General features: G+C 47.8%; 14 protein-coding genes and 1 tRNA gene. 2 read left to right on the plus strand and 13 right to left on the minus strand.

Annotation, left to right across the window (positions count from 1 at the left end):
- Positions 1 to 115: 115 nt before the first annotated feature.
- The 3 genes from ACTQ16_RS11355 to ACTQ16_RS11365 are packed head-to-tail and all read right to left on the minus strand — an operon-like array spanning position 116 to position 1,835.
- Positions 116 to 556, minus strand: a complete 441-nt coding sequence (locus tag ACTQ16_RS11355) for a DUF5056 domain-containing protein (RefSeq protein ID WP_441937474.1) — start codon at positions 554 to 556, stop codon at positions 116 to 118.
- A complete protein-coding gene (locus tag ACTQ16_RS11360) occupies positions 546 to 1,085 on the minus strand; it encodes an RNA polymerase sigma factor (protein WP_294972380.1) in 540 nt (179 codons plus the stop codon). Before ACTQ16_RS11360 ends, ACTQ16_RS11355 begins: the two co-directional genes overlap by 11 nt.
- 33 nt (positions 1,086 to 1,118) lie before the next feature.
- Complete coding sequence (locus ACTQ16_RS11365; RefSeq protein ID WP_441937476.1) at positions 1,119 to 1,835, minus strand: DUF6249 domain-containing protein; 717 nt, start codon at positions 1,833 to 1,835, stop codon at positions 1,119 to 1,121.
- A 137-nt stretch (positions 1,836 to 1,972) separates the two neighbouring features.
- On the opposite strand from ACTQ16_RS11365, the gene ACTQ16_RS11370 reads away from it, so the two are divergent.
- Both ACTQ16_RS11370 and ACTQ16_RS11375 read left to right on the plus strand, forming a co-directional pair.
- Positions 1,973 to 3,400: a methyltransferase RsmF C-terminal domain-like protein gene (locus tag ACTQ16_RS11370; protein WP_441937478.1), complete on the plus strand. Its 1,428-nt coding sequence runs from the start codon at positions 1,973 to 1,975 to the stop codon at positions 3,398 to 3,400.
- Positions 3,401 to 3,429: 29 nt separating this feature from the next.
- Complete coding sequence (locus ACTQ16_RS11375; protein ID WP_295347117.1) at positions 3,430 to 3,954, plus strand: dihydrofolate reductase; 525 nt, start codon at positions 3,430 to 3,432, stop codon at positions 3,952 to 3,954.
- Between the two features lie 3 nt (positions 3,955 to 3,957).
- On the opposite strand, the gene ACTQ16_RS11380 is transcribed toward ACTQ16_RS11375, so the two are convergent.
- The 10 genes from ACTQ16_RS11380 to ACTQ16_RS11425 all read right to left on the minus strand — a co-directional run bounded on the left by ACTQ16_RS11380 (position 3,958) and on the right by ACTQ16_RS11425 (position 12,723).
- Positions 3,958 to 4,467 carry an Lrp/AsnC family transcriptional regulator gene (locus tag ACTQ16_RS11380; RefSeq protein WP_441937479.1) on the minus strand — a complete coding sequence of 170 codons (510 nt, stop codon included), beginning with the start codon at positions 4,465 to 4,467 and terminating at the stop codon, positions 3,958 to 3,960.
- Between the two features lie 104 nt (positions 4,468 to 4,571).
- Entirely contained in the window at positions 4,572 to 5,036 is a 465-nt protein-coding gene (locus ACTQ16_RS11385; RefSeq protein ID WP_153124286.1) for an ExbD/TolR family protein, read from the minus strand.
- Entirely contained in the window at positions 5,033 to 5,614 is a 582-nt protein-coding gene (locus ACTQ16_RS11390; RefSeq protein ID WP_441931705.1) for an ExbD/TolR family protein, read from the minus strand. Before ACTQ16_RS11390 ends, ACTQ16_RS11385 begins: the two co-directional genes overlap by 4 nt.
- A gap of 48 nt (positions 5,615 to 5,662) precedes the next feature.
- Positions 5,663 to 6,163 carry a hypothetical protein gene (locus ACTQ16_RS11395; RefSeq protein ID WP_294971124.1) on the minus strand — a complete coding sequence of 167 codons (501 nt, stop codon included), beginning with the start codon at positions 6,161 to 6,163 and terminating at the stop codon, positions 5,663 to 5,665.
- A gap of 12 nt (positions 6,164 to 6,175) precedes the next feature.
- Positions 6,176 to 6,838 (minus strand): MotA/TolQ/ExbB proton channel family protein, encoded by a 663-nt coding sequence (locus tag ACTQ16_RS11400; RefSeq protein WP_294971149.1) that lies wholly within the window; start codon positions 6,836 to 6,838, stop codon positions 6,176 to 6,178.
- Between the two features lie 80 nt (positions 6,839 to 6,918).
- Positions 6,919 to 7,006 (minus strand) — tRNA-Ser (locus tag ACTQ16_RS11405).
- 387 nt (positions 7,007 to 7,393) lie between these two features.
- Positions 7,394 to 9,931 carry a beta-N-acetylglucosaminidase domain-containing protein gene (locus tag ACTQ16_RS11410; RefSeq protein ID WP_441937481.1) on the minus strand — a complete coding sequence of 846 codons (2,538 nt, stop codon included), beginning with the start codon at positions 9,929 to 9,931 and terminating at the stop codon, positions 7,394 to 7,396.
- 218 nt (positions 9,932 to 10,149) lie between these two features.
- Positions 10,150 to 10,923, minus strand: coding sequence for a TatD family hydrolase (locus ACTQ16_RS11415; RefSeq protein ID WP_441937483.1), 774 nt, complete (start codon positions 10,921 to 10,923; stop codon positions 10,150 to 10,152).
- Between the two features lie 19 nt (positions 10,924 to 10,942).
- Positions 10,943 to 11,917, minus strand: coding sequence for a polyprenyl synthetase family protein (locus ACTQ16_RS11420; protein ID WP_294971132.1), 975 nt, complete (start codon positions 11,915 to 11,917; stop codon positions 10,943 to 10,945).
- Between the two features lie 68 nt (positions 11,918 to 11,985).
- On the minus strand, positions 11,986 to 12,723 hold the full coding sequence (locus tag ACTQ16_RS11425) for an energy transducer TonB (protein WP_294971134.1): 738 nt from the start codon (positions 12,721 to 12,723) through the stop codon (positions 11,986 to 11,988).
- Positions 12,724 to 12,816 lie beyond the last annotated feature (93 nt).

Raw genomic sequence — 12,816 nt, forward strand, 5'->3', positions numbered from 1 at the left:
GATGGTGTGCACAAATCGGACAAAATTCACGCTCATACTATCATGATGCATAGTGTTCAAGCTCTTTACTGCAATTGAGATTGTCATTGAGATTGCTTGCGGATTTTAGGTATTCCTATTCCCTGGCATCCGCCAGCTCGTTATATCCCCAAACGATGATGAGGACAACGAAGCCTGCCAGCAGAGTCAAGAGATTCTGCGAATGACCAATGGACTCAGCCACATGCGTAAGAGCACGGGAGCCGGACAGCAGGAAATCTATCTTCATAGAGAAGAGCCAGCCCTGAATCTGTTCCCAGCCCTGACAAAGCACAGCAGCAATCACGCCGACAGCCACACAGGCGGCCGTCCACAAATGCTCCAGTCTACGACGCTTAGCCAAAGCCTTCTCCTGCTCAAGATCCAGCAAAGCCTGCATCACCCTGTCAGAGAATCCGTCATCAGGAATCCCTGCCATCATATTTTCAGCAAAGAAAGCCTGCAAGAACTGCTCGTCTGAGGCGTTCAGCGGCTCGATATCCTGGCTTTTTATCTTATCATTTATCTTATCGGTCATAACCATTATGCTTTAAGTAACTTGCAAGTTTCTGTTTTCCACGAGAGAGATGCGACTTGATGGTACCTTGTGCCATTCCCGTCACGTCTGCAATCTTATCTATAGAGAGTCCATCCATCAGCTGCAGCGTGATGCATGTCCGTTCGTTATCGCTCAATATCTGTAAGGCTTTCATCAAATCCATCTTCAATCCGCTGTTTCCTCCCGGCGCATTCTGTCGGGAAACTGCCGGCGTATCGATGTCTTGCGTCTCCTTATGACTGCGGGTATAATCATACCATACATTATAGGCGATGCGATAAAGCCAAGTGGGGAAGTTGGCTGTACCCTTGAAGCTTGCCAGATGGGTATAAGCCTTCACAAAGGTATCCTGCGCCAAGTCGTCACTCAGCTGCGCATCCCCCAGCGTCTGCCGTAGGAAGAACCCACGAATGGGTGATTGATACTTCTTGACCAGCAGGTCGAACGACTTGCGGTCGTGAAGCATCACCACCTTCGTGACGAGAGAAATATCGGATAACTTTTCCACTATATATATTAACTAATAATTGTTGTTTGATTCTTACACCGGAGTACCATTATATCCTGTGCCCTGATTGCCATGACGGTTTTTCCACCAGTCCTTGATGGCTGGAAGCGAGCCTATCAGGGTCTGTCCCAATCCATAGAAGAAGACCAGGGCTCCGATACCTGCCAGGAAATCAGCTCCCCACCAAGCGAACATGGCGCACAAGCCTGCTCCGAGGAAGGCATTTCTCAATCCCCGCTTCACGAGATACTCATCGCTCTGCTTGTCTATCGGCCGGTCGCTTTCCGGAACATTGATGCCCTTCTCCATTGCCATCTCCGCCAGCTTCATCCGGTCGTTGTGTCTGCGCATCAGATAACGGACGATGAGAAATATGATAATCAACGGAGCGAAGACGAACAACAAGCCGAAGATTACACAAAAGATGATGATGACAGACAGCGCACCGCCACCAAACACCGAACCGATGAAATCGAACGGGTCATCATAGTTGCCCAGACTGTATTTGGAATGATAATCACGGGCATTATCATTGCTTTCATCGTAAACATTATAATCAGCCGTATCCGTACTGGCCGTATCAGAATACGCCTCCAATCCTTCATCCGTTTTATCAACCGATGCAGCAGTCTTCCTGTCTACCTGCTGTGTGGAAGGTTGATAACGGTGTTTGGGAGCTGAAGATGCCAAAGATAGCTGTGTAGCTCCGATGCTCATGATGAGCGCCAATGTCAATAACGCTTTCTTCATATCTATCAATATTTTTATTGTTTTATCTTGTTATTTATTAAATTTTCTGTCTCTTAGACGCATCCGTTGCCAATTTAGTTGCAAAGGAACGAAAAATTTCTTATTTTTGCAAACAAATTAAAGTATATACGCATAAAATGAAGACATTACCAGAAGATTTCATCAAATATACACAAGAGTTGATGGGCGAAGAATTGTTCCTGCAGCTGAAGCAGGGCATCACCGAGGGAGAAGCTCCTACCAGCATCCGTCTCAATCCTTTCAAGTGCAAGGAGGGAGAAGATGCGCCGGGCGAACCGATTCCATGGTGTCCTTCTACCGGACGGTATTTATCCTCGCGTCCCAACTTCACCTTTGACCCTTGGCTCCATGCCGGAAAGTATTATGTGCAGGAAGCTTCATCCATGTTTGTGGACCTGGTGATCCGCCAGCTCGTTCACGAACCCGTGATGATGCTCGATCTCTGTGCTGCTCCAGGCGGAAAGTCAACTGCTCTCCGGGCTGCGTTGCCTGAAGGAAGTCTGCTCTTCAGCAACGAACCGATGCGCACCCGCTCGCAGATTCTTGCCGAGAACATCCAGAAGTTCGGTCATCCCGACATGATTGTCACCAACAATTATCCACGTGATTACAAGAAGTCGAAGCTTCAGTTTGACGTCATCCTCACTGATGTGCCGTGTTCGGGCGAAGGTATGTTCCGCAAGGACGATGGTGCCATCGAAGAATGGAGTCTGCAGAATGTGGACAACTGCTGGCATCTGCAACGTGAAATCGTGAGCGATATCTGGAACTGTCTGAAACCGGGCGGTATCCTCATCTACTCCACCTGTACCTTCAATGCCCACGAAGACGAGGAGAACATCGCCTGGATTTGTGAGGAACTGGGTGCAGAACCAATTGCCTTAACCGGCATTGATGAGAGCTGGAACATCACCGGCAATCTCATCGGTACAGAAATCCCAGTCTATCGTTTCCTCCCTGGCAAGACCCGTGGAGAAGGCATCTTCCTCGCAGCACTCAGAAAAGAGGGTGAAGCGGAAATGGAGAAAGAAGACAAAAAGAAGAAGAAAGACAAGAACAAGGAGAAAGGAAAAAACAGAGGAAACAAGGGAAAGAGTCAGCTGGTTCCTACAGACTGGCTGAAGTCATCCGACTATGAAACGATAGCCGAAGAGGACAACTTCTATGCCATCCCAAGCCGATGGAAAGCCATCTATGAGGAGGCAGCCAGGAATCTGAAGGTAATACATGCCGGCATCAAACTGGGAACGAGCAAGGGGAAAGACATCATTCCCGACCAGAGTCTCGCCCTCTCCGTGATGCTCAACAAAGAGGTTTTTCCGCAAGTAGAACTGTCGTACGAAGATGCCATCCGCTACCTGCGCAAAGAGGCAGTCAATCTCCCTGCAGAAACCCCTAAGGGCTATGTGCTGGTTACGTACCGCCAAATGCCTCTGGGATGGGAAAAGAACATCGGAAACCGTGCCAACAACCTCTATCCACAAGAATGGAAGATCAAGAGCAGCCATGTGCCGGAGAAACAATTAATAATTAATAATTTATAATTAACAATTAATAATTATACATTAAAAAAATGCTCAGCATCATCGCCTGCATATCCAAAGCAAATAGAGCAATCGGCTATCAGAACCGGTTGCTCTATCATATTCAATCCGATATGACCCGCTTTCGCGAGTTAACTACCGGACATGTCATCATCATGGGCAGAAAGACCTATGAATCACTTCCTAACGGTGCACTCCCCCACCGCCGTAACATCGTAGTTTCCAGGAGCAGGAAAGAACTGCCGAACTGCGAGGTTTACGCATCTTTGGAGGAAGCGCTGGCTGCTGTCACAAATGAAACAGGAAAAGAGAAAGCAGAAAGAAATAATACCGTCATAGATAAAGAATGCTTTATCATTGGCGGTGAGAGCATTTATTCCCAAGCCCTTCCGTTTGCCGACAGACTCTATCTCACGATAGTGGATGATGAACCGGAAGCTGCCGACACCTTTTTTCCGGAAATCAACCCGGATGAATGGGAAGTAGCAGAAAAGGAAATGAGGAATGAAAACGACTTATCGTTCACATTCCTCACACTCTATAGAAAGCAATAAAAATTATTCTTCTTCTGTTGCCTCTTCCTCCACAACATCATCAAATCTCTGGATATCTGCCATAGAAAGCTGACGGTTGATAGCCGCATTGAATGAGATGATAGTCTCACTGCGAGACAAGCCCAGAGGCTGCAACTTATCATGAATGATTTCCAGGAGATGGTGGTTGTTGATGGCATAAATCTTGATAAACATATCAAAGCCACCTGTCGTATAATGACATTCTACCACCTCAGGAATCTTCTTGAGTTCTTCTACCACTTGGTCGAACTTTTCAGGTTCTTTCAGGTACAATCCCATGTAAGCACAGGTTTCATAACCAATCTTTTCCGGATCTATAATAAACTGCGAACCCTTGATAATGCCTAGGTTTGATAGTTTAGCTACACGCTGATGAATAGCTGCACCGCTCACATTGCAAGCGCGTGCTACTTCCAAAAATGGAATACGGGCATCTTTAGAAATCAACTTCAAAATCTGCCTGTCTAATGAATCTAATATTTGTTTTGCCATATCTTCTATTAATTTACTTGCAAAGATAGTACAAAATTTTAATAACAGCAACTTTTCTGAATAAAAAAATAATAAATTAATATTATTTTTCCTTTCAGGCCGCATTATTGACCTTTTTCAACAGCAGAATAGCTGATTTTGATGGCTTTTGCCTGTCTCAAAGCCTGCTTCACATCTGTGATGACTCCCATCTTGGTATCCTTATCTGCCTTGATGGAAACTGTCATCAACCGCTGGTCTTCTGCCGACATGCGCTTCTTCTCTGCTGCCATATAGTCCATTACCTCCGGGGCAGTAGCCAGCTTGTCATTCAGCTGAATCTGCGTTTCCTTGCCATATTTACCCTGCAAATCCTTGGTTGGTTTGCCGATATAGATATGGCTTACTGCCGACTTCTTGGTCAATCGGGTCAGATTCTTGCCCTGTGGCACTCTGCATTCCACCTTCAGGGTCACCTGACGCATGTGGGTAACAATCATGAAGAAGAAGAGTACGGAGAATATCAGGTCTGGCAGAGATGATGTATTCAGTTCAGGCACATCGTGCGATTTCTTGCAGAAACGAATCATGGTTTACCTCCTTTCTCCTCCTGCTCCTCAGCATGGGCGTCGATGCTCTTGTCCTGTTGAGTCATAGCGTTGGCATACGACTCCGTGATACGCTGAGGACTGATTTTACGTATCTCTTCCTTCTGCTCATTGGTCAGCAGAGCATAGTTTCTATGATATTTCTTCTGAGCTGCTTCATTACGCAGCTGGTCATAAGCCTCCATCAGCTGGTTTTGCATCTGAAAATAGAGATTGTAATCTGCATCACGGTCGCTCTCGATAGAGATGAGATGCTTCTTCCCCAGGCGATGCACAAAACGGACGGTTTCTTCCTTGAGCTGAGCAACCTTCATCGGCTTGTCGTTTACCAGCAAGGTATCGCCCGCAGTCAGATGAATGGCCATCAGGTTATTCTTGTCAACCACCGACTCCTGCCGTTCCTTTTTCTGAGGTTCCGGTGAAGGAAGTTGGCGCAATAATCCCTTATCCACATCCATCGATGTGGTGACAAGGAAGAATATCAGCAGCATAAACGAAATGTCGGCTGTGGAAGTGGTATTCAACCCCGGGATTTCATGACTTTTCCTTCTTATCAGCATTTTGCTTTTATCTTATAGAACCTAAAATCTTTATCAATTATCAGTCAATTACTTCTTCTTTCTGATATATCGGGTTCCGCCAAAGCAGACGGCACCGATGCCTGCCATCAGCATCAGAAGCGATGTGACGACAAACATATCAGAGAGTTTGAGCCAAATCCAGTCGGCATAGTTTTCACCATTGATGAGCATCGGGTCGGAACCTCCCAACAGGAAGGTAACAACCAGAATTGCCAGCAGGGAAAGCCATGTGATGCGGAAGATGCGGCGCACGGGCACTCCATTCACCACTGCCTCCGATTTCGTTGTGCGATAACCCTTGATCATCGAATAGACTGCCAAGCCCACTCCTCCAATCAGGAATAGCCACATCAGGACGATGAGCACATCCGTAAACAGAGGCGCATTGAAGTCTGGGTTCTCTACGAAAGGCATATCATAGCCCACCAGGAAGAACAATCCGAATACTAGCACCGCCAAGCCTATCAAGAGATAGAAAATGCGCTGAGAGATATTCTCCGATGACTTGTTACTTTGAACTTTGAACATTTCTCTATTCGTTTATTTATTCCTGGCAATAATATCCATTAAAGTTACAGCCGATTCCTCCATCTGGCTAGTAAGATGCTCCACCTTCGAAAGGATGTAGTTATAGAAGACCATGAGAATCAAGGCTACGATGATGCCGAAGATAGTAGTAATCAGCGCTACCTTCATACCCGATGCCACGATGGTAGGGCTGATGTCTCCCGCCTGCTGAATCTGATCGAACGCCATCACCATACCAATCACCGTTCCCAGGAATCCGAGAGATGGAGCCATGGCAATGAAGAGCTTGATCCAGGAGCATCCCTTCTCGAGATTAGCCGCCTGCACCGTGCCATAACCGTTCACGGAGCGCTCAATATCATCCAGCTTCTCATCAATATGCATCAATCCCTGAAAGCAGATAGAAGCCACAGGTCCACGGGTATTGCGACAGAGGTCCTTAGCCCCTTCCACATCTCCCGCAGTCACCTTCTGGTCAATGTCCTGCATCAGCTTCTTGGCATTGATTTCAGAAAGACTGAGATAGATGATTCGCTCGATACAGAAAGCCAATCCCACGATGAGTGCGATGGCAACGAGCGACATAAAGCCAGCGTTACCCTCAATGAATTTCGTTTTAAGAGCTTGATGAAATCCCATGTTCTCCTCCTGTGCCATCATAGGCAGAGAACACATTGCTGTGAAAACTAATATTGCGAAACGCGCAATAGATGTATTTTTCTTCATAATCATATATACCTTATTATATATATAAGCGGAAAGAGGGGGATTCGAACCCCCGAACCGGTTTTGCCGGTTACACGCTTTCCAGGCGTGCCTCTTCAGCCACTCGAGCACCTTTCCTTTATTTCGGAATGCAAAAGTATCAATTTTTATCCGAAATGCCACATATTCGCTTGCTTTTTATATTTCTTTAACGAAAATATAAGAGCGTAAACCCGCTAGGCGTCCCGGCGGATTTGCAATACGCCGTAAAAAAAGGTTCGACCTATAAAAACCGGGGGATTTGTAATCCCCCAACAAAAGGAAAAGCATACTCCTTTGCTGCGGATTACAAATCCGCAGAGCCTAAATAGGTTAGGACATTTTTCAACGCCGGATTACAAATCCGGCGAGACGCCTAGCGGGAATAAAGAACTTGTTATCCCCTGCCTAGAGTATGGCGTCCCGGCAGATTTGCAATCTGGCGAGACACCTAGCGGACTTCCCCACTTGCGAAAGTTCTGTCCTTTACTTCTCAGGAATAATCTCGAAGATTTCGGCTGAGCCTTCTATCTGAAGCTTGGCTGCCTTCTTCACCAATTCTACCTTGCTGAATGAACTGTCGATGGTGGTAGTGGCAAGAACCTTGCCCTTGGCATTCAACTGACGACAAACCAAAGAACTGCCTGGAGTCAACTTCAGAAGCAGGGTGTAACTCTTTACATCCTTCTCAATACCCATAGTAAGGATGCCCTCGTTGGTGAATGAGGTGCAAGGATTCTCATCGAAACCATACATCGCTGCCTGAAGGTTGGTTGCCTCTACAGGGAAGCTCAAACGCTCTGGAGTGGTTGGATTCACCTCGAAAGTGCGGACAGCGGCCCAGTTGCGCTTGTCTGACTTCAACTTCTTGATACGGATATAACGAGCCTCAACAGGGGTATCGGTCTTCCAGTTGATGATATACTGCTTCTTCAACTCGCCTGTCAGCGCCTTCCATTCCTTTCTGTCTACAGAATACTCCAATACGGTGTTGTCGAAGTAATCCACATCATCCACAGAGTTGCGCCCCTGAAGGATTCTTACCTCTGAAACTGAACGAACGCAGCCCAGGTCAGCACCAATCCAGTCGCCTGTATTCTGGCCGTTACCCGATGTATAATAGGTAGTAGAATCGTTGTCGAACATCGCCTTGCTCTGGGTAGTTCTCAAGGTAGCATAGGTACCGATACCCTTATAGAAGGCAGGCACCTTGCCGGTCAACTTCTTGAAGAAACCAGATGCCATATCGTCCATAGACTGCTCGTAGAATGGCTGCAATACCATGGTTCCTGACTTATGCTTCTCGTAAGCAGCCACATCTTCCTTGCTCATGCGGTTGTTGACATAGCCATCCCAGAACGCCTGGTCGTTGCCAGCCTTGTATTCCTTGATAAGACTCATGGTCTTCAAACCACGGTCGCCCAACTTGCCAAACTCTGTCAACCATGGGCGAAGTTCCTTCATCAGCAGGGCGTTCTTGCAGTTTGCCTCCATCTGGGCAGGAGCATTCTTCACCTTGACAAACTCATTCTGCAAAGCGTTGAACTGTGCATCTGTGAAGTTGTCGATGCGGAAGCTCTTGGTCTCCCATGATTCGATGCGGCGATAACCGGTCTCGGTATCGCAAGAGTGCATGGCGAAGGTGCGATATGCCTCATGTGCCTCAGGAGTGAGATCTACCAGACCACGCTCCCAGTTATCGAGCGGATTATAGTTGGCGATATTCCAGCTATAGTCAGCTACACCATAGAGCGCCAGCTTGGATGCCTCACCATGCTCCATCGGGTTGCTCACGAAACCGCAGAGATCCTTGTTGGTCAGGTCGGTCTGCAATCCGTAGGTAGGACCCTGCATGATGATATGGCGGGCATAATCGGTTACAGGGAAGTTCCACCAGTAGTAAGCTGGGCGCTTGATGCGGGAATTCACCCAGTCGAGCGTCTCGCGGGTCAAGTCGCTACATACCACATCCCCTGTCCAGAATACGTTGATAGAAGGGTCGAGGGTATTCCCGAAGATGGCGAGAGAACCGGTTGGCTTTGGATTCGCCCAGAGACGGGTATAATCGGTAGGACACATCACGAGCGGAGTTACATCGCCCTTAGCCTTCACAAATTCCTTTGCCAGGCGGTTCAGGAGTTCCGACTGCTTTACCGGGTTGGCACCCTCGCCGGAAATATCATCGAAGAAGATAGCGAAAGAACGAACACCAAGGTCGTACATCAGATCGAGCTTGTGAACCAGGTTCTGATAGTCTTCCTCATTCCACTTGATGTCCTGTCCAGGATGGATAGCCCACACGAAGTCTACTCGGTTGCGGCGGCAAGCCTGAACGAGTTCGCTGATGTTCTTAGCCTCTTTCTCAGGATAAGGCAGACGCCAGTTTGGACAACTGTGATATGGGTCATCCTTCGGACCGTAGAGATAGGTGTTCATCTTATTCTTTCCGTAATAGTCGATGAGGGAAAGACGCACCTGATGAGACCAAGGTTCGCCATAGAAGCCTTCTACCACACCACGGTTTGGAAGATCTGGGTAGTCGTTGCAGGTGGTGTAAGGCATCTGTCCCTTTGCCATCTCGCTGTTAACAATCTGGCGCAGAGTCTGCAAACCGTAGAAGGCACCACGCTCGTCGTAGCCCACAATCTGGATACCCTTGGCATCAGCCTTCAGGCTGTAAGCACCCGAAACAGGCTTTACGCCAGCCTTGGCAGCGAGTTTTTCACCGAAATCGATAGTCAGGCGAATGCCCTTGGCGTTGGCGGTAAGAAACTTCACGTCATCGGCAAACTTGCCTTTCTTGTCTATCACCTTGACACCTTTCTGCAGGTCGAGTCGGTTAGCAGCATCCACATTCAGGAGATGTGGTGTAGGGCTCACGATGAGTCCGTGATGATCCAGTTTCTTACCCGGAATCATGTTTACGTCCTGCTTTTCAGAACGCTGGCCGCTCAGGTCTTGTGCCTGAGTGCCCTGTGCAAATGCAGCCATCAGGAGGGCTGCCATCAACATTTTTCTAGTCATAATGAATAGTTGGTTTAGGATTTATATTTATTAAAGTTTATATATTTACGAAAGCTTTTGCCCTTACAGGGCGCCTTGCTGATTACCATTATAACCCAGGGCACTGCCCTGGGCTAGGAGCTTCTGCCCTTTCAGGGCGTGCTGCTTCTAGAGCTTTGAGTCTTCAGGGCGTGCTGCTTCTGTAGCATTTGCCCCCTTCAGGGCGTGTGGAACAATTCTTACAAGTGGAATACTCTTTCCACGGTTTCATTGGTTTGCTTGGCAAACTCTTCTTCGCTCACGTTGTAGGCTTTCGCCAAGGTTTTAAGAACTTCTACTATGAAGGCGCTCTCATTGCGCTTTCCGCGATATGGAACGGGAGCCATGTATGGAGAGTCGGTTTCCAAAACAATGCGGTTCATCGGAACCACGGCTGGAAGGTCTTCACGCAGATGACTGCTCTTGAAGGTAGAGACTCCACCGATGCCCAGCACGAAGTTGTCGAACGAGAGGAGTTCCTCGGCTTCCTTCTGATTGCCGGTAAAGCAATGGAACACGCCGCCCGGCAGGTCTTTCTGATACTGTCTGAGCAGATGTACCATCTCGTTCTGCGCCTTGCGGCAATGAATCATCAATGGCAAGCGGGTATCTACCGACCACTTCACCTGCTCTTCGAAAGCCTCCAGCTGCTCATGTTCGAACTCACGGCTCCAATAGTAATCCAATCCGATTTCGCCAATGGCGATAAAGTCGGAAAATTGCATCTTCCGGAGTTCTGCCAGCTGCTCCTTCCAGTCTTCCTTCACCTCCTCAGGGTGCACGCCAATCATGGGATAGGCGTAGCCCGGATATTCCCGGCTCAAAGCCAGGACTGCGTGCGTGGTCTTCAAGTCGATGGCAGGCAAGAACACCTTGCCTACCCCCGCTTCACTGGCACGAGCGAAAGACTCCGCCCTATCCTCATCAAATTCCTCCGCATCAAAATGCGTATGCGTATCTATTACTTTGAACATTGAATTTTGAACTAAATGATTAGTACTGGCGCTTCATCATTTTCTGAGCATACTTTGCCAACTCCTCCTTGCGCTCAGCAGGCACATTCACTGCATCCAGATACTTCCTGCTCTGCTCGAAGTAATAAGCTATCTTGTCCTGAGCCATCTTGTCAATACCAATCTCGTTGTAAAGACGGGTAACGGCAGCTACCTTTTCCTTGCGGTCGAACTCCTTGGCATCCACCCACTTCTGGAGTTCTGCACGCTGAGCGTCGTTGGCATGGTTGAAGGCATTGATGAGCATGAAGGTCTTCTTGTTGGAAGTGATATCGCCACCAATCTCCTTACCGAACACCTTGGTATCGCCATAGACATCGAGGAAATCATCCTGCAACTGGAAAGCCAGGCCAATCTGCTCACCAAACTTATACAGGTTCTCGGCATCTTCCTCAGAAGCATCAGCCAGAACAGCACCAATCTTCAGAGCACAAGCCAGGAGTACGCTGGTCTTGAGACGGATCATCTCGATATACTCCTCTTCCTTCACATCGTTGCGTGTCTCAAACTCCATATCATACTGCTGTCCCTCTCCTATTTCGAGAGCGGTGGTGGTGAAGAGTTTCAACACCTTGGCAAGATGCTTTTCGTCACACTGTGCCATGCGCTCATAGGCAAGAACCAGCATGCTGTCGCCCGAGAGGATGGCTGTATTGGCATCCCACTTCTTGTGAACGGTCTCGTGACCACGGCGCAGGTCGGCATTGTCCATCAGGTCATCATGGAGCAAGGTATAGTTGTGATAAGTCTCCAGGGCGATGGCATTCATCAGGATTTTCTCCGGGTCGTTCTTGAAGATGTTGTAACCCAGGAGCATCAGGGTTGGACGGATGCGCTTGCCCCCCATAGAGAGCACATACTTTATCGGCTCATATAGCGAATATGGTTTACGGTCGTATGGCAAGTTCTCCAAGAACTCGTTCACCATGTTTAAAATTTCATCAGCTGTCTTCATAATAATGTATAATTTATAATGAACAATTTATAATTTATAATGAATAATTTACAAAATAATTTATAATCCTATAACTGGAATACCACCGGAACGGCAATCATGGTACGGCATACCTTGTTTCTATCCATTCCCGGTTTCCATTTCGGCATCATCTTCATCACCCTGAGAGCCTCAGCATCGAGCACCGGATCTACCGAAGTGCTCACTCTCGTATCTGCTATACTGCCGTCCTTGTTCACGATGAAGGTGATGACAACGGTTCCCTGCACCTTGTTTTTCTGCGCTGCAGAAGGATATTTCAGGTTCTTGGTGAGCCATTGCATGAATGCCGACCATCCGCCCGGAAATTCCGGAATTTTCTGCACCACTGTAAATTTGATGGGTTCTTCTGGCGTATTGTCAGAATTATCAATCGCAGTCTCAGGTGCAGCTTCCTTCACATCGGCACCTTCCACCGCTCCCGAACCGTCACCGATAACCAGTTTGCTGGTAGTGGTACTGAGTTTATCGGGCGATTTCACCATCTGCTGTTCGGTAGGTTTCACCTCCTGCGTGATGGCTTCTGATGCAGGTGCCTTCGACATCGCCTCAGCACTCACCATGTCCTTCTGGTCGGGTGGTGTCTGCATATCCAGGTCTTGTGCCAGATCCTCAAAGTTCTCTGCCCAGTCATCTCCTCCCTGAGGCCCCTTCTGATATTGAAGTGCCACGAAGAGGAAGGTAAAAGCCAGAAGAAGCCCAAGCAGGAAAAAGGTGACCCGCTTGTCGTCCAACTGTACTTTCTTCGATTTTTTAATTTCCAACATTCTTCTATTTTTATCTAGTCTGCAGCCCCACTTCCCCATTTTTAGGAGCAGAAACTGCAATATTTCACTATCAATTCCGTTCTTTTCTACGAA

It is taken from the genome of Prevotella sp. LCP21S3_D2 (genome assembly GCF_052118345.1).
Taxonomy (GTDB): Bacteria; Bacteroidota; Bacteroidia; order Bacteroidales; family Bacteroidaceae; genus Prevotella.

Bases quoted from the DNA above. Each gene is read 5' to 3' on its own strand.
- ACTQ16_RS11355 (WP_441937474.1), bottom strand. From the start codon at position 556: ATGACCGATAAGATAAATGATAAGATAAAAAGCCAGGATATCGAGCCG.
- ACTQ16_RS11365 (WP_441937476.1), bottom strand. From the start codon at position 1,835: ATGAAGAAAGCGTTATTGACATTGGCGCTCATCATGAGCATCGGAGCT.
- ACTQ16_RS11370 (WP_441937478.1), top strand. From the start codon at position 1,973: ATGAAGACATTACCAGAAGATTTCATCAAATATACACAAGAGTTGATG.
- ACTQ16_RS11375 (WP_295347117.1), top strand. From the start codon at position 3,430: ATGCTCAGCATCATCGCCTGCATATCCAAAGCAAATAGAGCAATCGGC.
- ACTQ16_RS11380 (WP_441937479.1), bottom strand. From the start codon at position 4,467: ATGGCAAAACAAATATTAGATTCATTAGACAGGCAGATTTTGAAGTTG.
- ACTQ16_RS11385 (WP_153124286.1), bottom strand. From the start codon at position 5,036: ATGATTCGTTTCTGCAAGAAATCGCACGATGTGCCTGAACTGAATACA.
- ACTQ16_RS11390 (WP_441931705.1), bottom strand. From the start codon at position 5,614: ATGCTGATAAGAAGGAAAAGTCATGAAATCCCGGGGTTGAATACCACT.
- ACTQ16_RS11395 (WP_294971124.1), bottom strand. From the start codon at position 6,163: ATGTTCAAAGTTCAAAGTAACAAGTCATCGGAGAATATCTCTCAGCGC.
- ACTQ16_RS11400 (WP_294971149.1), bottom strand. From the start codon at position 6,838: ATGTGTTCTCTGCCTATGATGGCACAGGAGGAGAACATGGGATTTCAT.
- ACTQ16_RS11410 (WP_441937481.1), bottom strand. From the start codon at position 9,931: ATGACTAGAAAAATGTTGATGGCAGCCCTCCTGATGGCTGCATTTGCA.
- ACTQ16_RS11415 (WP_441937483.1), bottom strand. From the start codon at position 10,923: ATGTTCAAAGTAATAGATACGCATACGCATTTTGATGCGGAGGAATTT.
- ACTQ16_RS11420 (WP_294971132.1), bottom strand. From the start codon at position 11,917: ATGAAGACAGCTGATGAAATTTTAAACATGGTGAACGAGTTCTTGGAG.
- ACTQ16_RS11425 (WP_294971134.1), bottom strand. From the start codon at position 12,723: ATGTTGGAAATTAAAAAATCGAAGAAAGTACAGTTGGACGACAAGCGG.